A 22,134-nucleotide genomic window follows, 5' to 3' on the forward strand; every position below is an offset into this window, starting at 1 on the left:
ATCGGGGGCAGCGAATCGAATAGTAGTCCCTTTGCCGGAAAAAACACGACCGCTCATGCCGTGGCATAAACCAACGCCTCCATGGCGGTACTTATGTGTTGAAGGCTCTTTGATTTTCGAACGATGGGAGCCCTTTTCGAGGGCTGGTCCAACCGTTTTTTGCACTTTTGTTTGAGGGCAAAGTTGTTGAACCTGTGGGCTCCCATCCAGCCATCAAGGTGATGAAGCAGTGTCTGAATTGCATGGAAGCCATTCACAGCAAACGATTGAAGCCGCGGGCGGCGAACACAACGGCGTGCATTTTCGCCGTGTGTTTGACGCGATACCGGGCGCCATAAAAAATGCCCCGCTAGCCAGGCTGAAATCCCTCGAAACCCGCAAGCCCGCGATTCCAGATTGGTTCAGCGGAGCACGGGTCATTGACCGCCAGTACCTGAAGCAATTGATCGACGAGCGCTGGCGTGCACAAGGCGTACTGGACAAGACCCTGGGTAACTTGCAGGACGACATCCAGGCCTTCGCCGAACCGCTGGTCAGTGAGAAATTGCAGGCGAATTACCCATCGGTCGAACGAATCAGCGAACTGACTGTACAGCTCGAAGTGCCCAGCACCATCGGCTTCGTCATCGACATCGGTGCCAGCCGTGTCCGGCAGTCCACATTACTGGAGGCGGCGCTGCACAACTTTGAGGAAGCTGAAACCGCCGAAGGTGCGTTTCGAAACAGTTCCGGTATTTACCGCAAGGACAATCAGGGCAGTCTCAGCCTTGAACCGGCCATCAGCCTCCCGGCGTTTGCAACCCTGTGCCGCAGCCTCGACATCGGCGGGCAATACCAACGGCACATCAAGTCCGTTTTGTCGCCTGGTACCGAAAAGGCACGAAAAACCCTGCAAAAGGATTCGGTCACCAGTGAAAAGGCCGCCTTTCATGTGGCCGCACTGATTGCCCGTTTGAAGGGAGACATCAGTGATCATGCCTACGGCAAACTGGGGCAGATGCGTGAGGGGCAGCCAAACATCACGCTGTACGAGCTGCCTTTGCAGTGTCATCGGTTGTCGCTGATGGGCTGTCGATTGACCGGTATTGTGTTGTTCAGTGCGGTCAGCGATCCATCGCAAATAGAGCGCGAAGTTAAAGCGTTGACGCCGACCCTGTTGAGCTTCTGGATAAACTGGTCGCGCCGCATCCCTGTTCTGCCAGGCCAGGAATACGACAAATTCAAACTGCTGCAGGCCTTCTTTGCCAATGGGCCGCAAGGTTTGAGCGATGAGCTGTTGCGCCGCGAAGATATATTTAAGCAGAGCCGATTGAGCGGCCCATTGATCGCCTATGTCCCGGACGATCCAGACCATCCCTTGAAGGAGTATCCCTCGCTCACCGCGTTCATGAAGGTGCTCCTGGGGCAGTTGAGAAGTACGGATTACCAGTCCTTTTTCAGCCGCTTTGTGGCGCAAAAGGACAAAGGGCTGTTTTTCACCCGGGTCAAAGAGCGTCTGACGACCGTCACCTGGCATGAGCGCGAACCGCTGGACATGGGCCCGTGGTGGCGTGAAACAGCGGTCGAAAATCCCGATGCGGAACCGGTCACTAACCAGATCGCGGATGATCTGTGGGTCACGCTGTTTCTGGAGCGGCGCGACAAGGCCATCGCCGATGCCCGGCTGATTGCCGTACCAACCGACGACGAGGATGCCAACGCACGCTTCAAGCGCCTGACCAGTTACCTTTCAATCGGCTGGAATGTGTTCAATTTTGCCGCAATGCTGGTCCCCGGCCTGGGTGAAGCCATGCTCGGCATCATGGTCGCGCAGATGCTCGCCGAGGTGGCCGAAGGGGTCGAGGACTGGAGCAAGGGTGACAAAGAAGAAGCCTCTGCCTACTTCAACGGGGTATTGATCAACTTCGCGCAATTGGCGCTCATGGGGGCCGGCCATGTGTTGCCGGGCGCCAGTGTCGCGCCAGTCAAGGTTTCGTCATTTGTCGAGGGCCTCAAGCCCGTAGAGGTTGGCGGCAAGACGCGATTATGGAACCCGGACCTCGGCCCTTATGAGCAACCAATCGTGTTGCCTGAAGAGGCACAGGCCGGCGATCAAGGGCTGTATCGACATCAGGATCAGGACCTGCTGCGCCTTGATGACAAATGCTATGGGGTCAAGCAAGACCCGGGCACCGGCGAGCATCGTTTGCAACACCCGACCCGCGCCGACACTTATCAGCCGCTGCTGGAACACAATGGCGCCGGCACCTGGAAGACCGAACTCGACCAGCCACTCGAATGGGACAAGCGCCAGTTGCTCAGGCGGCTGGGCGCTTCGGTGGACGGGATCTCCGATGAGGCCCTGGAGCAGATCCTGACCGCCAGTGGCGTGCATGAAAATGCACTGCGCAGGCTGCATGTCGATCATGAAACCCCGCCCGCGCTGCTTGGCGACACACTCACGCGCTACAGGGCCGATGTCGATGCGGCGGGCTGCGTGGACGAGATCCTGGGCAACCGGGTGGGCGAGGAATGGGCCGATTGTGCTGTGCGTTTCATGACGGAGTTGCCGGGCTGGCCAGGCGACAAAGCCATCGAGGTGTTCGAGAAGCCAGGGCTGCAAGGTGCAAGGATCAAGGAAGGCTTTGCCGATGCGACAGCGGTGAATGCGTTGCAGTTGACCTGGGAGGAGCTGCTTGGCGGCAAGCTGCCCGAGCGTGTGGTCGAGTTTCTTGATGAACAGGCGCTGCGTGAAATGTTGGGGGAATGGTATTCCAGTGATCGGGAAGCGCGGATCGAGGCCCTGCGCGATCGTTTCGCCGAGCACGCACGAGGGCAGAAAAAGCGCCTGTTCGATTTGCTGTACTTGCGCCGTACGCGCTCGACAGACTCGTCAGTGAACCTGCTCAAGAACGACTGGGCCGAACTCTCGACCCGTCAGGCGCAAGAACTTCTACAGCGCGCAGACCCGTCGGATGTGAAGTATCTGGCGGAGAAAAAGCGCGTGCCCCTGAGGCTCGCCCAACAAGCCCGGGAAGCCTCAGAGCAACTGCGCGTGACGCGGGCCTATGAGGGCCTTTACCTCGACGCGCTGCACAACAGCGATACCCTGCACTTGCAATTGCACTCATTGGAAACCCTGCCGGGTTGGCCGTCGGACCTGCGCCTGGAAGTTCGCGAGTACGGTTTGAACGGCGTATTGAAGGACAGTATCGGTGCGGAGGATGCATCGGTGCGCAAGGTCCTGGTGCTGGCTGAGGACGGGCGCTACGAGGCGCGTGACGCGCAAGATCAACAACTGCACGGCGCCGACGATTTTTATGCGTCGGTCCTGCACGCCTTGCCCGACTCGCCGCGCAAGGCCCTGGGCTTCGAGATCCACGAAGGCTCGAGGCTTGAGCAAGCGATCAGGTCCCGGCCACTGGAGCGTTCGCTGTTCGAGCCCGTCCTGCGGGACAACCCCAACGTCAAACCGGCCTTCGACCCAAAGGCCATGCGTCTGCGTGGCGGCATGCCCGGCTACGCACGACAGGTGCCGCGAGGGCGGGGATATCGACATCGGCTGCGTGCGTTACATCCGGGTTTTACAGATGAAGAAATTGAAACGCGACTGACGCAGTTCAGTCAGAACGATGGATCGGTGGAGGCTAACCTCACCGCTCGGGAGAGCGCGTTCAATCAATTCAACCGTGACATGCAACGCTGGATGAACTCACCGACGGCCTCCTTTCGGTTCTCCCCGGCGGGTGTTGCGGAGTGGGTTTCGCGAAACAGGTTTTACGCGGCGCTCAGGCAGTGCTTGCAGCGAACGGGACCGGAAGGGGTACAGATTGCGGGGATAATGCGGCCGCAAGCCTTGGTGCTGGACAACATTGCTCACTTGGGCCGGCATCTGGAGACGCTGCCCAGGCTGGAGGCCGACTTCAGTCACGTTACCAGCCTGACCATGCGCAACTGCGGGCTCGGTGTCGAGCACATGCCTTTTCTCGATTCGTTCCGCCAAGTGCGCTATCTCAACCTGCAAGACAATCTGCTGACGGCCGTTCCGCAAGTGCTGAAGGACATGCGTCATCTCACCGATCTGTCCCTCAACAACAACCGCATTGAACTGGATGTACTGGCGGTGGATCGTCTGAAGAATCTGACGCGCTTGAGGGCGTTGGGGCTGCGCGGCAATCCATTGAAGCTCATACCGGATGTCAGTCGGATGCCGCATTTGCAGGTGCTGGTGTTGACTGATGCCGGTCTGGACACTTGGCCTGTCGGGCTGTTTGCTCAATCGCGGCCACGCAGTATTTTCATTGAACTGAGCCGCAATCCCATCAGCCGGATACCGGAAGTTGCACCCGGATCGTTTCGCGCCGAGTTGCTGGCACGCACGGTGATCAGCCGTGAGCCAGAGTGGATCTCGGCGGAAAACCTCGACATCCTGAAGTCTTACATCGAGTCGGTCGGCATGGACCCGGAGCGTCCTTATCCGCCCCGTGGCGTGCTCGACAGTTCGGACTGGGCGGCGGGCATGACCGAGCGGCAATGGCAGGAAAAACAGCAAGCCTGGAACGCAGTCGAGGATGAGTTCGATTCGGTGCCGTTTTTCAACGAAGTCCGCAGGCTCACCGAGTCCGCCGACTTCAAGGCCGGCGGCACCTATCAAACGGAACTGACGGCCAAGGTCTGGCGCATGCTTGAGGCCATGGCCAGCGACACTGAACTTCGAGTCAATCTGTTCGGCGAAGCTGCAGTTCCCGCCCGATGCGTGGATGGCGGCACGCAGCTGTTCAACGCCATGGGCGTGCAGGTGTTGGTCCACGAAGCTTACGCCCTGGAGCGAGCGGACTTGATCGAAACACAATTGCTGGAATTGGCCCTGGGCAAATCCCGGCTCGATGAACTCGGCGCCATCGCCCGTCACCGGGTGTCCGAGCGGTTGGCGAAGGGAGAGCAGCTGCGTCGGACCGGCGCCGATGGCGAGGTGACCGGCACTATCGATGAAGTGGAAGTGCACCTGGCCTACATGACCGATCTGGCTGAGCGCCTGGATTTGCCATGGCAGGCTCGGGGCATGCAGTTTCGTGGTATCGCCGAGGTCAGCAAAGAGTTGATCGAGGCAGCGTTCCAGCGGATCAAGGCGTTGGAGGAGGGTGATCTGCTGATCGAACGGATCTTCGAGCAACCACTCTGGAAAACCTGGCTGGAGTCGACTTACCGCGAGGAATTGAATGGCTTGAAACACCAGATCGATGCCACCACCGATTTGCAGGATGCGTTGCAGCGCAGGGCCGAAGGCGCACGGCTCACGGCAAAGGAAAAAGCGGATGTGGAGGTAGAAATAACAGCGCTTTGCCGCGAACTGGGCAAAAGTGAAAGTGATTTCGCGGATGGCCAGATCATGACGGACGAGGCGTATTTTCAAGCCTTGAATGACATCGACGGGCGAATCACGGAGCAACTGAAAACGTTGACCCGAGAAGCGATGATTCGCGCCAAACTGGACCGGCTGCGGATTTTATCCACTCAATAACCACAAGCAAGGCAAAGGCCTCGACACACTGTGTGCGAGGCCTTTGTGTATGGCGCAACAAAGCTTCAGAACAGGAAATAACGCTGGGCCATTGGCAAGGTGTCTGCCGGCTCGCACCACAGCAACACGCCGTCGGCCTTGACCTGATAGGTCTGCGGATCGACGTCGATTTTCGGCAGGTAATCGTTGTGGATCAGGTCGGTTTTCTGCACGTCGCGGCAGCCTTTGGCCACGGCGATTTTCTTCTTCAAACCCAGCGCCTCGGGCAAGCCTGCATCCTGTGCGGCCTGGCTGATGAAGGTCATGCTGGTGGCGTGCAGCGAGCCGCCGAAGCTGGCGAACATCGGACGGTAGTGCACCGGTTGCGGTGTCGGAATCGAGGCGTTGGCGTCGCCCATCAGGCTGGCCGCAATGGCACCGCCCTTGAGAATCAGCGTCGGTTTCACGCCGAAAAATGCCGGGCGCCAGAGCACCAGGTCCGCCCATTTGCCCACTTCTACCGAACCCACTTCATGACTGATGCCGTGGGTGATCGCCGGGTTGATGGTGTACTTGGCGATGTAGCGCTTGGCGCGGAAGTTGTCGTTGCCGGCGCCATCGCCGGGCAGCGGTCCACGCTGTTTTTTCATTTTGTCGGCGGTCTGCCAGGTGCGGGTGATGACTTCGCCGACGCGGCCCATGGCCTGGCTGTCGGAGCTGATCATCGAGAACGCGCCGAGGTCGTGGAGGATGTCTTCGGCGGCAATCGTCTCGCGGCGGATGCGGCTCTCGGCGAAGGCAACGTCTTCGGCAATGCTCGGGTCGAGGTGGTGGCAGACCATCAGCATGTCGAGGTGTTCGTCGATGGTGTTGCGGGTGAACGGCCGGGTCGGGTTGGTCGAACTCGGCAGCACGTTGGCAAACCCGCAGGCCTTGATGATGTCCGGCGCGTGCCCGCCACCGGCCCCTTCGGTGTGATAGGTGTGAATGGTGCGGCCCTTGAAGGCGGCGAGGGTGGTTTCGACGAAACCGGATTCGTTGAGGGTGTCGGTGTGGATCGCCACCTGCACGTCGAACCGGTCGGCCACGCTCAGGCAGTTGTCGATGCTTGCCGGGGTGGTGCCCCAGTCTTCGTGGAGCTTGAGGCCGATGGCACCGGCCTTGACCTGTTCGATCAACGGTTCCGGCAGGCTGGCGTTACCCTTGCCGGTGAGGCCGATGTTCATCGGAAACGCATCGGCAGCCTGAAGCATGCGCGCCAGGTGCCACGGCCCCGAGGTGCAGGTGGTCGCATTGGTGCCGGTGGCCGGTCCGGTGCCGCCGCCGATCATGGTGGTGACGCCGCTCATCAATGCCTCTTCGATCTGCTGCGGGCAGATGAAGTGGATGTGCGTGTCGATGCCACCGGCGGTGAGGATCATGCCTTCGCCCGCGATGACTTCGGTGCTGGCGCCGATGGCGATGGTGACGTTGGGCTGGATGTCCGGGTTGCCGGCCTTGCCGATGGCGGCGATACGCCCATCCTTGAGACCGACGTCGGCCTTGACGATACCCCAGTGGTCGATGATCAGCGCATTGGTGATCAGGGTGTCGACCACCTCGGCGGCCAGCAACTGACTCTGCCCCTGGCCGTCACGGATGACTTTACCGCCACCGAACTTCACTTCTTCGCCGTAGGTGGTGAAGTCCTGTTCCACTTCGATCCACAACTCGGTATCGGCCAGGCGCACCTTGTCACCGACGGTGGGGCCGAACATGTCGGCGTAGGCTTGACGGGAAATCTTCATTCGTTCGCCTTGAGATTCAATTGAATTTGAGACTGTTCGCTTCGCTCACAGATTCGCGAGCAAGCCCGCTCCCACATTTGGAATGCATTCCCCTATGGGAGCGGGCTTGCTCGCGAAGGCGTCAATAGGGACACCGCATGACTCAGAGGTCACCCATAATCCTGCCGGCAAACCCGAACACCCGACGATGCCCCGCCAAATCCACCAACTCCACCTCGCGGCTCTGCCCCGGTTCGAAGCGCACGGCCGTTCCGGCAGGGATGTTCAGGCGCATGCCACGACTGGCGGCGCGGTCAAATGTCAGCGCGTCGTTGGTTTCGAAAAAGTGGTAGTGCGAACCGACCTGGATCGGCCGGTCGCCGCTATTGGCCACCTTCAGGCTGATCGTGCGCCGGCCGACGTTGAGCTCGATTTCGCCGGGTTCGATCTGGTATTCACCGGGAATCATCAGTGGGCTCCCTGGAGGATCTTGTAGTAGAGGGCGGTCGGCTTGTAGCGGCCGCTCGGGTCGCAGGCGTAGTCGGGGATTTCACCGGCGCGGGTATAGCCCAGCGATTGATAGAAATCTTCGGCGGGCGAGCCGGCCTCGGTGTCGAGGAAGAGCATGCCGCGCTTGTACTGCAGGGCGGCCGCCTCCAGGGAGCTCATCAGTTGCTGGCCCAGGCCGCGCCGCCGCGCATGTTCACGCACCAGCAGTTTCTGCACTTCGGCGCGGTTCAGGCCGTTGGCTTTCTGGCACAGGCCCAGTTGCACGCTGGCCTGCACCTGCTCGTCCTTGACCACCACCCACAGCAGCACGTTGCCCTTGTTGAGGTTGTCCTGGACCTCATCGAAATAGGCGTGGGCCTGAGTCGCATCAAGGTCAGCCATGAAGCCGACACTGGCGCCGTAGCCGACGGCATCGAGCAGCAGGTCGATCAGGCCCTGGCGATAATGCGCAAAGCTTTCAACGTTGACGCGTCGCAGTTGAGCGGCGTTCATCGGGCATTACTCCTTGTGGGCGCTTGGCGGCTCGGCGCCTGGGTTGAGGGTCAGTTGCATGAATGTCAGGTCCAGCCAGCGGCCGAACTTGGTGCCCACCTGGGGCATCTGCCCGGTGGTGATGAAGCCGACGCGTTCATGCAGACGGATCGAGGCAGCGTTACCGCTTTCAATGGCCGCGACCATCACGTGTTTGCCGCAGCCCCTGGCGCGTTCGATCAGCACGTCCATCAGTTTCGGGCCGAGGCCGTTGCCGCGTTGGTCGCTGCGCACATAAACCGAATGTTCGACGGTGTGACGGAAACCGTCGAAAGGCCGCCAGTCGCCGAACGAGGCGTAGCCGAGCACCGTGTTGTCGACATCAACGATCACCAGGATCGGATAGGCCTGGGACTGCCGGGCGCTGAACCAGGCCTGGCGGTTGCCGAGGTCGACCGCCTGTTCGTTCCAGATCGCCGTGGTGTTGAGCACCGCGTCGTTGTAGATGTCACGGATGGCCGGTAGATCGGCATGCACGGCATCGCGGATGTGGTAAGTCATGGCGCGGCCTCAGGCGATGGGTTGGTGGACGGTGACCAGTTTGGTGCCGTCGGGAAAGGTGGCCTCGACCTGGATTTCCGGGATCATTTCCGGGATGCCTTCCATCACCTGTTCGCGGGTCAGCAGGGTGGTGCCCAAGTGCATCAGGTCGGCCACGGTCTGGCCATCGCGGGCGCCCTCGAGCAGTGCCGCGGAGATGTAGGCCATGGCCTCCGGGTAGTTGAGTTTCACGCCGCGAGCCAAACGCCGCTCGGCCACCAGGCCGGCGGTGAAGATCAGCAGCTTGTCTTTTTCGCGTGGGGTCAGGTCCATTGTAGACATCCATCTGGGCAGATTAAAAAGTGTTGGATCTGTTAATACCGACCCTGTAGGAGCTGGCTTGCCAGCGATGCCTTTGGCGTCGGCAAGTACGCCTTCGCTGGCAAGCCAGGTCCTACAGGGATCGGTGTCAGGTGTTCCATATTCTTGGAGGTATTGCTTCGCGACCAAGCAACGCGGGCCTAAGCAACCGCCACAAATCGATAAGCCACCCCCGCGCCAACAGCGCTTCACTCGCCAGGCACCGTGCAACCAGTAAGCCCGGTAACTGAGTCAGATCCCCGCGCACATCGTTGGGCAGCGTGCGGCAGGTTTCCAGCAGCTCGCTATCAATTTCACCCGTCACCAACAACGTCGCAAACACCGGTTGCCCGTCGAGCCCGATGGGCGAATCAAGCAAACCGTCCGCCCCGACAATGCGCTGGCGTTCATGCCAGAGCAACTGGCCGTCGCGGCGGATGTCCAGTTGCGCCTGGAAGTGCCCAAGATCGAAGCGCTCGCCGCTGGCTGGCCGGCCCAGGGCCACGACGTCCCAGTAGAACAGTCGCGCATCGCCCTCAAGGTCGATGCAGGTACTGAGCTGTGCCTGGGCCGCGCTGAAAATGATCGTTTCCTGGGGCAGCCATTCCAGTGTCGCGCCGGCCGCCACCTTCAAGTGCAACTGCTGATAGGCCGGGCCGGCAGCGCGATACCACTTGGCCGCGCCGGGGCTGGTGATTTGTGCCCAGGCATCGCCCTCGACGCTGGCCGAGATGTCCAGCCGATCGCCACCGGCAATCCCGCCGGGCGGGTGGACAATGATGTGCTGGCAGACTTCTGGCCCTTCGGCATAAAGGTGTTTTTGTACCCGCAACGGACCCTTGTGACGGCGCTGGACTGGGCGCGTGGTGTTGTCGAACCGGGCATAGCCCAGTTCCAGTTCGGCGTGCCAACTGGGAGTGAACAAGGCGCCGGAAGCGGGAAGGGTCATAGTCAGTGCTTATCGTGAGCTCATCAGGATGTTTGCAAAGGCTGTGCCGCAAGGTATCCCCCGGCAGGACACAGCTATTGCGTGGCTCGGTGCACCAACAAGAGGCGCGCCATGAAATGTTGCGCAACAAATTGGTGCTTCGCTCGTCTTTCCAGACATACATATGTACCGCCATCCGTGCCCCCGGAAAACTCAGGATCCTGGCGTGCGCTTCCTCTTTCTGCGGGGCGACCGAACAACCTGGAGTTTCTTGATGACTACCGATACAGATCGTGAAAATGCACGCGAATTACTTGAGCAACGTGAACAACCACCGCATGAACAACCACCGACGACTGCGCCGGTGTTGCCACCCGTTAGCCAACCCTTTATTTGCGCAGACGATGCTGCGAATTGGTTTCACCAGCATGAGCGCGTGACTGACAGAGAGAGCGGTTCACTGATTTTGCAGCGCCCGGATGGCAAGTTTGTCGCGACTACCCCCATACAGGATGAGACGAACACTTTTGATTTTGAGCGTTTGCTTTCTTACGACCGAGTTACCCGAACGATCAGTCATCCAGCGGGATATCTTTGCGTGGGCAAATGCCATAGCCACCCGGACATTTCCGAGTGGATTGCCAAGAATTACCGCACCTTCAACGAGGGACAGGTCAAACTGTTAAATTCGCTCCCTTCGTTACCCGATCTCCATACTGCGTTCAATCAGAGAGATTTCTTTAAACACAGTTATGTTTCAGGTCCATCTGGTTCTCTGGTGGCTTACTCCATCAATCCGCCGGACTCACCCTATAGCCCCATATACCTTATGGGGCCGCCCCCCGAAGATCGGGTCAGGAGGATTGCGGCCATCGGCCAGATTCGTGTCCTTGATCCAGGCACGGTCTGGGGTGGGTTTCGCGGCCGCATCACTTCTGAATGGATTCCCTTCCAACCGGCCATACCCGGACCTCCCACTCTCCAACCGTTCTATACGTCGGTTTTTGAAGACCCGGCCTCTGCGTTGAACGATGCCTTGCGTCGTGTGCCAGCGATAGCGGAACACCAGCGCGTAGGGTTTATTCTCAAACGCCACGACCGTGAGGAATACATCGCGACATTGCCGCTCCACCGACCTGATGGACTGTTGGCCATCGAGCAGGTGTTTCCAGCCATTCCAGACGGTTTTCTGTTGCCAGACAATCAGACGTTGGCAGGTATGTATCTGGGGCCAGAGCGGTTGGCGACGCCACTACCGGAAAAAGACGCTGACCTGTATCGACAGTTTTTCTCGCCCCAGCAATTGGTATTCAGTGTCCAGCAGGCTCGGGAATCAAGGTTGGTGGACAGCTCCTTGGGTTATTCGGTGTTCCTCCAGACCCCGGATGGTGCATTGCTGAAGTACCACAGCACGTTTTCTGAAGCCGAAGCCTGGGTTATCAAGACCGAAGGGGCGATGGGCGCCAACATCGATAAGCTCTTGCTGGGTGGACATCTGAGCGCTAAGGATTTTGTCTTGAGTGTTGCCGTAACGGGCGTGCTGACGGTCGAAAACAGCAGCCCGCTCTGGGATGTTGGCGGCGTTGTGGGTTCTGGATGGTTGCCCTATGCAGGGACAAGCCGCATCACCCCGGACCCTGAATGAGCGCTGATAGATAACGGCTCAGATCGTGACCAACCCGCGCACACCCTCGGCTTCCATGTTTTCACCGCGGCCCTGTTGCACGATCTCGCCCCGGGACATCACCAGGTATTGATCGGCCAGTTCGGCGGCGAAGTCGTAGAACTGCTCCACCAGTAAAATCGCCATATCGCCCCGGGCCGCGAGCTTCTTGATCACGGCGCCGATCTCTTTGATCACCGACGGCTGGATGCCTTCGGTGGGCTCGTCGAGGATCAACAGGCGAGGGCGGCTGGCCAGCGCTCGGCCAATCGCCAATTGCTGTTGCTGGCCACCGGACAGATCGCCGCCGCGCCGCTGTTTCATTTGTAGCAGCACTGGGAACAATTCGTAGATGAACGCCGGCACTTCCTTGGCTTCGCTGCCCGGGAAACGTGAAAGTCCCATCAGCAGGTTTTCTTCCACGGTCAGGCGGCCGAAGATTTCCCGGCCTTGCGGCACGTAGGCGATGCCGGCATGCACGCGTTGGTGCGGCTTGAACGTGGTGATCGGTTTGCCTTCCCAGTTCACCGCGCCTTCCTTGGCCGGCAACAGGCCCATAAGGCATTTGAGCAGGGTGGTCTTGCCCACGCCGTTGCGGCCGAGCAGGCAGGTGACTTCGCCGACCTTCACGTCAAACGTCAGGCCGCGCAGGATGTGGCTACCGCCGTAGTACTGGTGCAGTTTTTCGATTTGCAGCATGTTCGAATTCCTCTCCGCCTCTGTAGGAGCCGGCTTGCTGGCGATGGCGGCGTACCAGCCACCAACAATATTGCCTGACCCACCGCTATCGCCGGCAAGCCGGCTCCTACAGGGGTATGTATTTGCAGATTAACGACCGAGATAAACCTCGATCACCCGCTCGTTGTCCTGCACCTGCTCCAGCGATCCTTCCGCCAGCACGCTGCCCTGATGGAGCACCGTGACGTGGTCGGCAATCGATCCGACAAAGCCCATGTCATGTTCCACCACCATCAGCGAGTGCTTGCCAGCCAGGCGCTTGAACAGTTCGGCGGTGAACTCGGTCTCGGCGTCGGTCATGCCCGCGACCGGTTCGTCGAGCAGCAGCAATTGCGGGTCCTGCATCAGCAGCATGCCGATCTCCAGGAACTGCTTCTGCCCGTGGGACAGCAGGCCGGCCGGGCGATTGACCGACGAGGTCAGGCGAATGGTTTCGAGCACTTCGGCGATGCGGTCTTTTTGCTCGCCGCTCAAGCGTGCCCGCAGGCTGGCCCACACCGACTTGTCGGTTTTCTGTGCCAGTTCCAGGTTCTCGAACACACTCAAGGCTTCGAACACCGTCGGCTTCTGGAACTTGCGACCGATGCCGGACTGGGCGATCTGCACTTCGCTCATTTGCGTCAGGTCCAGGGTTTCGCCGAACCAGGCCTTGCCGTGACTGGGACGGGTCTTGCCGGTGATCACGTCCATCAGCGTGGTCTTGCCCGCACCATTGGGGCCGATGATGCAGCGCAACTCGCCGACGCCGATGTACAGGTTCAGATTGTTCAGCGCGCGGAAACCGTCGAAGCTGACGCTGATGTCTTCCAGGGTCAGGATGGTGCCGTGGCGCGTGTTCAGGCCTGGCCCGACGCGTTGGCCAAGGCCGATGGCATCGCGGCTGCTGCCGGCGTCCTTGTTCGGTTCCACAGGAAAGAACGCCGGTTCGAGCATGAATTCAGCGGTTGCAGTGACTCTCATTGCTCACCTCTTTTCTTCAACAGGCCGATCACGCCCTTGGGCAAATACAGGGTCACGACGATGAACAGCGCGCCGAGGAAGAACAGCCAGTACTCGGGGAATGCCACGGTGAACCAGCTCTTCATGCCGTTGACCACACCGGCACCGAGCAACGGACCGATCAAGGTGCCGCGACCGCCAAGCGCGACCCAGACGGCTGCCTCGATAGAGTTGGTCGGCGACATCTCGCTCGGGTTGATGATTCCCACTTGCGGCACGTACAGCGCACCGGCGAGGCCGCACAACACCGCGCTCAAGACCCAGACAAACAACTTGAATCCGCGCGGGTCATAGCCGCAGAACATCAGGCGGTTCTCCGCATCGCGCAGCGCGGTCAACACCCGGCCGAATTTGCTTTGCGCCAGGCGCCAGCCGATGTACAGGCTCGCCACCAGCAACAGCACCGTGGCGAAAAACAGCACCGCGCGGGTGCCCGGTTCGGTGATGCCAAAACCAAGAATCGTGCGGAAATTGGTGAAGCCGTTGTTGCCGCCGAAGCCGGTTTCGTTGCGGAAAAACAGCAGCATGCCGGCGAAGGTCAGGGCCTGGGTCATGATCGAGAAATACACGCCCTTGATCCGCGAACGGAAGGCGAAGAACCCGAACACCAACGCCAGCAACCCCGGCGCCAGTACTACCAGGCACAAGGTCCAGAGGAAGCTGCTGGTGCCGGTCCAGAACCACGGCAGCTCGGTCCACGACAGGAACGTCATGAACGCCGGCAAGCCATCGCCCGAGGCCTGGCGCATCAGGTACATGCCCATGGCATAACCACCGAGGGCGAAGAACAGGCCGTGACCGAGGGACAGCAGGCCGGCATAACCCCAGACCAGATCGAGCGCCAGGGCGACGATGGCGTAGCAAAGAATCTTGCCCACCAGCGTCAGCGTGTAGGCGGAGACGTGCAGCGTACTGTCCGCCGGTAACAGCGACAGCAGTGGCAGCGCCAGCAACAGAACGAGGATCACCACACCGACGGCAATCGTGACTTTCGGGCCGGCCTTTTGCGTGGCCGTGAGCATCAGGGGCTGGTTCATCAGTCGATCACCCGTCCTTTGAGCGCGAAGAGGCCTTGCGGACGTTTCTGGATGAACAGAATGATCAGCGCGAGGATGAGGATTTTGCCGAGCACGGCACCGATCTGCGGCTCGAGAATCTTGTTGGCGATGCCTAGACCGAATGCGGCCAGCACGCTACCGGCCAATTGGCCGACACCGCCGAGCACCACCACCAGGAACGAGTCGATGATGTAGCTCTGGCCGAGGTCCGGGCCGACGTTGCCGATCTGGCTCAGGGCCACGCCACCGAGGCCGGCAATGCCCGAGCCGAGGCCGAAGGCGAGCATGTCCACACGCCCGGTGGGCACGCCGCAGCAGGCAGCCATGTTGCGGTTCTGCGTGACTGCACGCACGTTCAGACCCAGGCGGGTCTTGTTCAGCAGCAGCCACGTAAGCACCACCACAAACAGGGCAAAAGCAATGATGACGATGCGGTTGTACGGCAGCACGAGGTTGGGCAGCACCTGAATCCCGCCCGACAGCCACGCCGGGTTGGCCACTTCGACGTTCTGCGCGCCGAACACCAGGCGCACCAGCTGGATCAGCATCAGGCTGATGCCCCAGGTGGCGAGCAGGGTTTCCAGTGGACGGCCGTAGAGGTGGCGAATCACCGTGCGCTCCAACGCCATGCCGATGGCCGCGGTGACGAAAAACGCCACCGGCAGCGCGATCAGCGGATAGAACTCGATCGCCTGTGGGGCGAAGCGCTGGAACATCAGTTGCACCACGTAGGTCGAGTAGGCGCCGAGCATCAGCATCTCGCCGTGGGCCATGTTGATCACGCCCAGCAGGCCGAAGGTGATCGCCAGTCCCAGGGCGGCGAGCAGCAGGATCGAGCCCAGTGACATGCCACTGAAGGCCTGGCCGAGTATCTCGCCGATCAGCAGTTTGCGTTTGACCTGGGCGAGGCTGGTCTCGGCAGCGGTGCGCACGTTGGCGTCGGTTTCGACCCCTGGATCGAGCAAGCTTTCGAGGCGAGTGCGGGCCAGCGGATCACCGGTTTCGCCGAGCAGGCGCACAGCAGCGAGGCGCACGGCCGGATCTGCGTCCACCAGTTGCAGGTTGGCCAAGGCGAGGCTCAATGCTGCGTGGACACCTTCGTCGTGCTCACCAGCGAGTTGCTGATCGAGGAATTTCAACTGCGCCGGCTTAGCGCTTTTCTGCAATTGCTGGGCGGCGGCCAGTCGGATTTTGCCGTCGACAGCGAGTAACTGATGACTGGCCAGGGCCGTATCGATCAGACCCCGCAGACGGTTGTTCAGGCGTAGGGTTTTCAGTTGGCCATCGATGGTCAGTTCGCCTTGCTGCAGGGCGTTGATCAACTCGATACGGGCCGGATCGGGCTGCGCGGCCCAAGACTCCAGCAGCCTGGCTTGCTGCACGGGATTGGCGGCGACGAAGTCTTCGGCGTCGCCGGCGTGGGTGGCCATCGGCAACAGCAGGGCGATGGCGAAAATGAAGCGGTAAAGGGCGGTGGGCATGTCTAACGTCCTGGTCATGCGCGGACCCTGTAGGAGCCGGCTTGCCGGCGAAGGCATCAGCTCGGAGCATCAGGTGCACCGAATCGTTTGCATCGCTGGCAAGCCCGCTCCTACAGGTGTTGTGTCGGGCCCGGCGGGAGTGTCCGGGCCCAACATCGCGGGGCTTAGTTGCTCTTCACCGCATACTCCGGCTTCTTGTCGTTGCCCGGGATGAAGGGGCTCCACGGCTGGGCGCGGATCGGCCCTTCGGTCTGCCACACCACGTTGAACTGACCGTCAGACTGGATCTCGCCGATCATCACCGGCTTGTGCAGGTGGTGATTGGTCTTGTCCATGGTCAGGGTGTAGCCGGACGGCGCGGCAAAGGTCTGGCCGGCCAGGGCTTCGCGGACTTTGTCGACGTCGGTGGATTTGGCTTTTTCCGCCGCTTGCGCCCACATGTGGATACCGACGTAAGTGGCTTCCATCGGGTCGTTGGTCACCGCTTTGTCGGCGCCCGGCAGGTTGTGTTTCTTCGCGTAGGCCTTCCAGTCGTCGACGAACTTCTTGTTGACCGGGTTCTCCACCGATTCGAAGTAGTTCCATGCCGCGAGGTTGCCCACCAGTGGCTTGGTATCGATGCCACGCAGTTCTTCTTCACCGACCGAGAACGCCACGACCGGAACGTCGGTGGCCTTCAGGCCCTGGTTGGCCAGCTCCTTATAGAACGGCACGTTGGAATCGCCGTTGACGGTGGAGATGACCGCGGTCTTGCCACCGGCCGAGAACTTCTTGATGTTGGCGACGATGGTTTGATAGTCGCTGTGACCGAACGGCGTGTAGACCTCTTCGATGTCCTTGTCGGCCACGCCTTTGGAATGCAGGAACGAACGCAGGATCTTGTTGGTGGTGCGCGGGTAGACGTAATCGGTGCCGAGCAGGAAGTAGCGCTTGGCGCTGCCGCCTTCTTCGCTCATCAAGTATTCAACGGCAGGGATCGCTTGCTGGTTCGGCGCGGCGCCGGTGTAGAACACGTTCGGCGACATTTCTTCACCTTCGTATTGCACCGGGTAGAACAGCAAGCCGTTGAGTTCTTCGAACACCGGCAATACCGATTTGCGCGACACCGAGGTCCAGCAACCAAACACCACGGCGACCTTGTCCTGAGTCAGCAACTGACGGCCCTTTTCAGCGAACAGTGGCCAGTTCGAGGCCGGGTCGACCACAACCGGCTCGAGCATCTTGCCGTTGACGCCGCCCTTGGCGTTGATCTCGTCAATGGTCATCAACGCCATGTCTTTCAACGACGTTTCTGAGATTGCCATGGTCCCGGACAACGAATGCAGAATACCGACCTTGATGGTCTCGGCGGCCTGGACAGTCCAGGTCATGCCCATAGCGGCAATGGATGCCGAGAGAGTGAAAGCCTTGATCAAACTGCGACGCTTCATTGTGCGATCTCCATGAACTTATGAGTTTTCTTGGTTGGCAGATGCGGACTACTGAAGGTGTGTTTTGCAAGGGCTGTGCCCGGTCGGCAAAAGGCAGGGAAACGTCGTTTTAGAGCGGTTGAACAGTTTGAAGGCGCACCATGAAGGATCGCGTCCGGCGCGTTGGTGCGCAGAGTTGCGCCAGATTGGGGCGAAGAGTTTGTGGGCAACAAAAATCAACTGTGGGAGCGGGCTTGCTCGCGAAGAGGGTGTGTCAGACAACATAAATGGTAACTGAAACACCGCATTCGCGAGCAAGCCCGCTCCCACAAGGTCAGCGGCGCATCAACTCAGCTTTTGATGCAGGTTTCAAAACCATGGCCGCCCCCTTCGTACTCCGGGCCGTAATAGTATTTGGTGAATGAAGTTTTTCCGTCAGAAGTTGTAGCAATTTTCGCAATCCCGACACCGTAATCCTTGAGGGACGGATCCGTATGGGCAAAGTAAATCGCCAGGGAACTCAAATTGGCGGCAGCGAATCCGTCATACCGGGAATTGTCGAGCAACGTCAGGGTAAAACCGTAGGCACCGTGTTCACCGGTACTTTGTTTGGCATTGAGCTTCATCTCTACAACACCCTCAAACGGACCGATATGGCTGTCCACTCCGGTGCATTGATACCGGCCACTGTAATCAACGCCAGTAAAGGGTGGTTGCACTGCCCATGCGGGCGCTGAAACAAGTGCAATGGATGCAATGAGTTTCTTGAACATGCTTGCCTCTTTCCGTTCTTGTAAGAATTGTGGCGATTAAATTGTAGGAATAATCGCCATTGAAGTGCGCGAGCGTTTTATAGTTGAACTCGCGAGTGCGGAGTATGAACATGATGGTTAACTTTTTAAGCGTTAACTCAATGCGAGGTTTTTCCAGGCGTAAATGCAGTCTTGAAACTCTTTAATTAAAAATGGCGTTAACGACGTCGCACGACCGATTCGAAGTAGTTCCAAGCCGCAAGGTTGCCCACCCATGGCTTGGTATCGATGCCGCGCAGTTCTTCCTCGTCCACCGAGAACGCCACGACCGTGTTTCGCAAGGGCTGTGCCCGGTCGGCAAAAGGCATGGAAGTGTCGTTCTAGAACGGTTGAGCGGTTTGCTGGCGCACCATGAAGGATCGCGTCTGGCGCGTTGGTGCGAAGAGGTGCGCCAGATTGGGGCGAGTAACATCGATCAAGTGTGGGAGCGGGTGTGTCAGACAACATAAGTGGCAACTGAAACACCGCGTTCGCGAGCAAGCCTACTCCCACAAGGTCAGCGGCGCATTAGCTTAGCGTTTAATGCAGGTTTGAAAACCATGGCCGCGACCTTCGTACTCCGGGGTGTAATAGTATTGGGTAAATGAAATTTTCCCGTCAGAAGTTGTACCAATTTTCGCAATCCCGACGCCGTAATCCTTGATCGACGGATCCGAATGGGCAAAGTAAGTTGCCAGCGTACTCAAGTTGGCGGCAGCAAACCCGTTAAACCAGGCGTTGTTGGGCAGCGTCAGGGTAAAATCATAGGCGCCATGATGGCCGGTACTTTGTTCGGCATTGAGCTTCATGTCGAGGACAGCACCGATGTCGCTGTCTTGTCCGGTGCAATGATATTGGCCGCTGTAGTCAACGCCAATAAAGGGTGGCTGCACTGCCCATGCGGGCGCTGAAACAAGTGCAAGGGATACGATGAATTTCTTGAGCATAGTTACCTCTTTCCGCTTTTGTGGGAGTTATGACGATTTAAGTGTAGGAATAATCGTCATTGAAGTGTGTGAGTGTTTTATTGTTCAAACTTGCGGAGGCAGAGTATGGCCGTGGCAGTGAGTTTGTTAAGCGCTAACTCAATACGAGGTTTTTCCAGGCATAACTGCAGTTCTGAAGTTTGTTTTAATTAAACATGGCGCTAACGACGGCGCATCAAACCGATGAAAAACAACCCGCCAATCGCCGCAGTGGCAACACCGATGGGCAAGTCTTCGGGGGCGATCAGCGTCCGTGCTGCGACGTCGACCCAGACCAGAAACAGACTGCCGAGCACCACGCACACCGGCAGCACTCTTCGGTGTTCGGCCCCGACCAGGCGCCGTGCGATATGCGGCACCATCAACCCGACAAATCCGATCGAGCCGCTGATCGACACGAGCACGCCGGTCATCAATGACGCGATCAAAAACACTCGCAGGCGCACGGTGCGCGTATTCAGGCCGAGGGTCACCGCCGTCTGCTCACCGGCCATCAGCGCATTCAATGGTCGCGCCATGCCCAGCAGTAAAACCAGCCCGAGCAACACACTGGCTGTCGGTACCGCCAGCAATTCCCAGCGTGCCAGCCCGAGTCCGCCGAGCATCCAGAATATCACCGTCGAACTGGCTCGATGGTCGCCCATGAACAGCAGCAGATTGGCCATCGCCATCATCACGAACGACACCGCCACGCCGCACAGCAACAGCCGATCACTGTCGAGGCGACCGTGGCGGCTGGCGATCATCAACACCACCAGCATGCTCAGCAATGCACCGATAAAAGCCGCGATGGGCAAGGTCAGCAAGCCAGCGATTTCCCCGACATGCAGCACCACGATCACCGCGCCCAACGTCGCGCCGGAGGTGACGCCGAGCAAGTGCGGGTCCGCCAGCGGGTTGCGCGTCACCGCTTGCAGCACTGCGCCGATCAACGCCAGGCCGGCGCCCACCAGCGCGCCGAGCAGCATGCGCGGGACGCGGATCAGCCAGACGATGTGCTCTTGTCCGGGGTTCCAGTCCGGCACAGCGAAACCGAACAGTTTGTGCAACAGGATGCGCCACACCACATCCAGCGGCACCCGTGCCGGGCCGAAACCCAGGGACACCACGCATGACACCAGCAACAGCGCAGCGAGGGCAATCAACAACAAGGCGTAGCGACGGTTGATCATTCGCCGTGGAAGCCCTTGGCCAGGGTTGCGACCGCCAGCACGTTATCGATCCCCGGCGTGGCTTGTACGTAAGGGATGACGATGAAGCGCCGCTGCTTGATCGCGTCCACCGATTGCAGGGCTTTGTTGGCCAGCAGGAATTGAATCTTCTGTTCGGCGGTGATTTCGCTGTAGTCGACGATCACGATCACCTGCGGATTGTGCTCGACCACGGTTTCCCAGTTGACCCGGGTCCAGCTCGCGTCGACATCCTCCAGAATATTGCGCCCGCCTGCGGCGTCGATCAGCGCCTGTGGCATACCTAGACGGCCTGAGGTCATGGCCCGGTCTTCGCCGCTGTCATACAGGAAGACCCGTGGTTTTTCCGCGGGCAGGTCTTTGCCAATGTCCGCCACTTGCGCCTGCATGTTGGCGATCAGGGCGTTGGCGCGATCCTGCACGTCGAAGATTCTGCCGAGGTTGCGCAGGTCGTTGTAGGTGTCTTCGAGGCTGGCCGGCGGGCGCTTCATCACGAAGGCGCAGGATTCACTCAACTCATACACATTGATGCCCAGCGGTTGCAGGGTTTGCGGCGTGAGGTCGCCGCCGATGCGCATGCCGTAGTCCCAACCGGCGAAGAGAAAATCGACGTTGGCATTGAGCAGGGTTTCCACCGACGGGTACTTGGCCGCCAGCTCCGGCAGGCCTTCGAGAATGCCCTGCATCTGAGGTGTCACGGCCTTCCAGCCACTGATGCCGCTGTAGCCGGCCATCCGGGGCTTGAGGCCGAGGGCGAGCATCATCTGGGTCATGTTGATGTCGTGGCTGAGGGCGTGTTGCGGTGCCTGCTTGAAGGTCACTTCGCGGTTGCAGCTTTTGATGGTCAGCGGGTAATGGGTGGCTTCGGCCAAGGCTTGAGCGCTGCCCAGCAGCATCACGAGAGAGAGGCAGGAGCGCAGCAGGGAACGCAAAGTCATGATTGGGTTATCCAGGTAATTCGTGGGTAGCCGTGCAGCGGATGTTCATCGATCAACGCTTCGACACCAAACACATTGCGCAGCAATGCAGCCGTCAGGACTTCCTTCGGTGTGCCGCTGGCGACGATACGGCCATGGTTGATCACGTACAGCCGATCACAAAAAGCCGCGGCCAGGTTGAGGTCGTGGATGCTCGCCAGGGTGCCGATGTGCAAGCGCTTGACCAACTGCAACAGCTCCAGCTGATAGCGTGGATCGAGGTGATTGGTCGGCTCGTCGAGGATCAGCAACTGTGGCTGCTGGGCCAGGGCGCGGGCGAGGATCACCCGCTGTTTCTCGCCTCCGGAGAGGGTGGCGAAGCCGTGGTCTTCGAACCCCTTGAGGCCGACCGATTCCAGGGCCTGATGAATGAGTTTCGAGTCCTCAAGCGTGTCGCCATCGAACAATCCTTTGTGCGGTGTGCGGCCCATGGCAACCACTTCCTCGACGGTGAGGCCGAAGGCGTCGGGGAACTCCTGCAAGACCACGGCGATGCGTTGTGCGCACCAACGCGAGGACTGTTTCCAGACGTTCTGGTGATCGAGCCTGGCCTCGCCGCTTTCCGGTTTACTGAAGCGCCAGGCACAGCGCAACAGGCTGGTCTTGCCACTGCCGTTGGGGCCGATCAGCCCGACGAACTCACCGGCGGCTACGTGTAGCGAGGCATCACGCAGCTGGAATTGGTGGTGGCAATGGCCGTGTCCCAGTGGGGTCCAGGTCAGGTTTGTGAGGTTCAGCGAGGTCATGCAGTGACTCTTGAGGTGATGCTGATGGCCTCATCGCTGGCT

The 22,134-nt window shown here is 59.7% G+C and carries 18 protein-coding genes and 1 pseudogene; 2 read left to right on the forward strand and 17 right to left on the reverse strand.

Features of this window, described 5'->3' with window-relative positions:
- Nucleotides 1-229: 229 nt before the first annotated feature.
- Nucleotides 230-5,500, forward strand: a complete 5,271-nt coding sequence (locus tag KGA88_RS20665; RefSeq protein WP_223593974.1) for a dermonecrotic toxin domain-containing protein — start codon at nucleotides 230-232, stop codon at nucleotides 5,498-5,500.
- Between the two features lie 65 nt (nucleotides 5,501-5,565).
- Here the strand turns inward: KGA88_RS20665 and ureC are convergent, their stop codons facing one another.
- The 6 genes from ureC to KGA88_RS20695 all read right to left on the reverse strand — a co-directional run bounded on the left by ureC (nucleotide 5,566) and on the right by KGA88_RS20695 (nucleotide 10,075).
- A complete protein-coding gene (gene ureC, locus KGA88_RS20670; RefSeq protein ID WP_223593976.1) occupies nucleotides 5,566-7,266 on the reverse strand; it encodes an urease subunit alpha in 1,701 nt (566 codons plus the stop codon).
- Between the two features lie 142 nt (nucleotides 7,267-7,408).
- Nucleotides 7,409-7,714, reverse strand: a complete 306-nt coding sequence (locus tag KGA88_RS20675; protein ID WP_223593979.1) for an urease subunit beta — start codon at nucleotides 7,712-7,714, stop codon at nucleotides 7,409-7,411.
- Nucleotides 7,714-8,247, reverse strand: a complete 534-nt coding sequence (locus tag KGA88_RS20680) for a GNAT family N-acetyltransferase (protein ID WP_223593981.1) — start codon at nucleotides 8,245-8,247, stop codon at nucleotides 7,714-7,716. The genes KGA88_RS20675 and KGA88_RS20680 overlap by 1 nt, the downstream gene beginning before the upstream one ends.
- Nucleotides 8,248-8,253: 6 nt before the next feature.
- Nucleotides 8,254-8,787 carry a GNAT family N-acetyltransferase gene (locus tag KGA88_RS20685; protein ID WP_110658149.1) on the reverse strand — a complete coding sequence of 178 codons (534 nt, stop codon included), beginning with the start codon at nucleotides 8,785-8,787 and terminating at the stop codon, nucleotides 8,254-8,256.
- Between the two features lie 9 nt (nucleotides 8,788-8,796).
- Nucleotides 8,797-9,099: an urease subunit gamma gene (locus KGA88_RS20690; RefSeq protein WP_007999380.1), complete on the reverse strand. Its 303-nt coding sequence runs from the start codon at nucleotides 9,097-9,099 to the stop codon at nucleotides 8,797-8,799.
- 136 nt (nucleotides 9,100-9,235) lie between these two features.
- Nucleotides 9,236-10,075 carry an urease accessory protein UreD gene (locus tag KGA88_RS20695; RefSeq protein WP_223593983.1) on the reverse strand — a complete coding sequence of 280 codons (840 nt, stop codon included), beginning with the start codon at nucleotides 10,073-10,075 and terminating at the stop codon, nucleotides 9,236-9,238.
- A gap of 253 nt (nucleotides 10,076-10,328) precedes the next feature.
- Here KGA88_RS20695 and KGA88_RS20700 point away from each other — a divergent pair, with 253 nt between their 5' ends.
- Entirely contained in the window at nucleotides 10,329-11,699 is a 1,371-nt protein-coding gene (locus KGA88_RS20700) for a DUF4329 domain-containing protein (RefSeq protein WP_223593985.1), read from the forward strand.
- A gap of 18 nt (nucleotides 11,700-11,717) precedes the next feature.
- On the opposite strand, the gene urtE is transcribed toward KGA88_RS20700, so the two are convergent.
- The 11 genes and pseudogenes from urtE to KGA88_RS20755 all read right to left on the reverse strand — a co-directional run bounded on the left by urtE (nucleotide 11,718) and on the right by KGA88_RS20755 (nucleotide 22,092).
- Nucleotides 11,718-12,416, reverse strand: a complete 699-nt coding sequence (urtE, locus tag KGA88_RS20705) for an urea ABC transporter ATP-binding subunit UrtE (protein WP_223593987.1) — start codon at nucleotides 12,414-12,416, stop codon at nucleotides 11,718-11,720.
- Between the two features lie 129 nt (nucleotides 12,417-12,545).
- Nucleotides 12,546-13,415 carry an urea ABC transporter ATP-binding protein UrtD gene (gene urtD / locus KGA88_RS20710; protein ID WP_110658157.1) on the reverse strand — a complete coding sequence of 290 codons (870 nt, stop codon included), beginning with the start codon at nucleotides 13,413-13,415 and terminating at the stop codon, nucleotides 12,546-12,548.
- Nucleotides 13,412-14,491 carry an urea ABC transporter permease subunit UrtC gene (gene urtC / locus KGA88_RS20715; protein ID WP_110658159.1) on the reverse strand — a complete coding sequence of 360 codons (1,080 nt, stop codon included), beginning with the start codon at nucleotides 14,489-14,491 and terminating at the stop codon, nucleotides 13,412-13,414. The genes urtD and urtC overlap by 4 nt, the downstream gene beginning before the upstream one ends.
- Nucleotides 14,491-15,993, reverse strand: coding sequence for an urea ABC transporter permease subunit UrtB (gene urtB / locus KGA88_RS20720; RefSeq protein ID WP_110658161.1), 1,503 nt, complete (start codon nucleotides 15,991-15,993; stop codon nucleotides 14,491-14,493). Before urtB ends, urtC begins: the two co-directional genes overlap by 1 nt.
- A 164-nt stretch (nucleotides 15,994-16,157) precedes the next feature.
- Nucleotides 16,158-17,423, reverse strand: a complete 1,266-nt coding sequence (gene urtA, locus KGA88_RS20725) for an urea ABC transporter substrate-binding protein (protein ID WP_007996683.1) — start codon at nucleotides 17,421-17,423, stop codon at nucleotides 16,158-16,160.
- A 329-nt stretch (nucleotides 17,424-17,752) separates the two neighbouring features.
- On the reverse strand, nucleotides 17,753-18,175 hold the full coding sequence (locus KGA88_RS20730; RefSeq protein ID WP_110658167.1) for a hypothetical protein: 423 nt from the start codon (nucleotides 18,173-18,175) through the stop codon (nucleotides 17,753-17,755).
- A gap of 212 nt (nucleotides 18,176-18,387) precedes the next feature.
- A pseudogene (locus tag KGA88_RS20735) lies at nucleotides 18,388-18,483 on the reverse strand (transporter substrate-binding protein); the annotation flags it as partial.
- 243 nt (nucleotides 18,484-18,726) lie between these two features.
- Nucleotides 18,727-19,140, reverse strand: coding sequence for a hypothetical protein (locus KGA88_RS20740; RefSeq protein WP_223593989.1), 414 nt, complete (start codon nucleotides 19,138-19,140; stop codon nucleotides 18,727-18,729).
- Nucleotides 19,141-19,340: 200 nt separating this feature from the next.
- The gene (locus KGA88_RS20745; RefSeq protein WP_223593992.1) at nucleotides 19,341-20,351 is read right to left on the reverse strand and encodes a FecCD family ABC transporter permease; all 1,011 of its coding nucleotides are present in this window, start codon (nucleotides 20,349-20,351) and stop codon (nucleotides 19,341-19,343) included.
- Nucleotides 20,348-21,307, reverse strand: coding sequence for an ABC transporter substrate-binding protein (locus KGA88_RS20750; RefSeq protein ID WP_223593994.1), 960 nt, complete (start codon nucleotides 21,305-21,307; stop codon nucleotides 20,348-20,350). Before KGA88_RS20750 ends, KGA88_RS20745 begins: the two co-directional genes overlap by 4 nt.
- Nucleotides 21,304-22,092: an ABC transporter ATP-binding protein gene (locus KGA88_RS20755; RefSeq protein ID WP_223593996.1), complete on the reverse strand. Its 789-nt coding sequence runs from the start codon at nucleotides 22,090-22,092 to the stop codon at nucleotides 21,304-21,306. Before KGA88_RS20755 ends, KGA88_RS20750 begins: the two co-directional genes overlap by 4 nt.
- Between the last annotated feature and the right edge of the window lie 42 nt (nucleotides 22,093-22,134).

Origin of the sequence: Pseudomonas sp. A-R-19 (genome assembly GCF_019956575.1) — a bacterium.
Classification (GTDB): domain Bacteria; phylum Pseudomonadota; class Gammaproteobacteria; order Pseudomonadales; family Pseudomonadaceae; genus Aquipseudomonas.

Bases quoted from the DNA above. Each gene is read 5' to 3' on its own strand.
- ureC (WP_223593976.1), bottom strand. From the start codon at position 7,266: ATGAAGATTTCCCGTCAAGCCTACGCCGACATGTTCGGCCCCACCGTC.
- KGA88_RS20675 (WP_223593979.1), bottom strand. From the start codon at position 7,714: ATGATTCCCGGTGAATACCAGATCGAACCCGGCGAAATCGAGCTCAAC.
- KGA88_RS20680 (WP_223593981.1), bottom strand. From the start codon at position 8,247: ATGAACGCCGCTCAACTGCGACGCGTCAACGTTGAAAGCTTTGCGCAT.
- KGA88_RS20685 (WP_110658149.1), bottom strand. From the start codon at position 8,787: ATGACTTACCACATCCGCGATGCCGTGCATGCCGATCTACCGGCCATC.
- KGA88_RS20690 (WP_007999380.1), bottom strand. From the start codon at position 9,099: ATGGACCTGACCCCACGCGAAAAAGACAAGCTGCTGATCTTCACCGCC.
- KGA88_RS20695 (WP_223593983.1), bottom strand. From the start codon at position 10,075: ATGACCCTTCCCGCTTCCGGCGCCTTGTTCACTCCCAGTTGGCACGCC.
- KGA88_RS20700 (WP_223593985.1), top strand. From the start codon at position 10,329: ATGACTACCGATACAGATCGTGAAAATGCACGCGAATTACTTGAGCAA.
- urtE (WP_223593987.1), bottom strand. From the start codon at position 12,416: ATGCTGCAAATCGAAAAACTGCACCAGTACTACGGCGGTAGCCACATC.
- urtD (WP_110658157.1), bottom strand. From the start codon at position 13,415: ATGAGAGTCACTGCAACCGCTGAATTCATGCTCGAACCGGCGTTCTTT.
- urtC (WP_110658159.1), bottom strand. From the start codon at position 14,491: ATGAACCAGCCCCTGATGCTCACGGCCACGCAAAAGGCCGGCCCGAAA.
- urtB (WP_110658161.1), bottom strand. From the start codon at position 15,993: ATGCCCACCGCCCTTTACCGCTTCATTTTCGCCATCGCCCTGCTGTTG.
- urtA (WP_007996683.1), bottom strand. From the start codon at position 17,423: ATGAAGCGTCGCAGTTTGATCAAGGCTTTCACTCTCTCGGCATCCATT.
- KGA88_RS20730 (WP_110658167.1), bottom strand. From the start codon at position 18,175: ATGTTCAAGAAACTCATTGCATCCATTGCACTTGTTTCAGCGCCCGCA.
- KGA88_RS20740 (WP_223593989.1), bottom strand. From the start codon at position 19,140: ATGCTCAAGAAATTCATCGTATCCCTTGCACTTGTTTCAGCGCCCGCA.
- KGA88_RS20745 (WP_223593992.1), bottom strand. From the start codon at position 20,351: ATGATCAACCGTCGCTACGCCTTGTTGTTGATTGCCCTCGCTGCGCTG.
- KGA88_RS20750 (WP_223593994.1), bottom strand. From the start codon at position 21,307: ATGACTTTGCGTTCCCTGCTGCGCTCCTGCCTCTCTCTCGTGATGCTG.
- KGA88_RS20755 (WP_223593996.1), bottom strand. From the start codon at position 22,092: ATGACCTCGCTGAACCTCACAAACCTGACCTGGACCCCACTGGGACAC.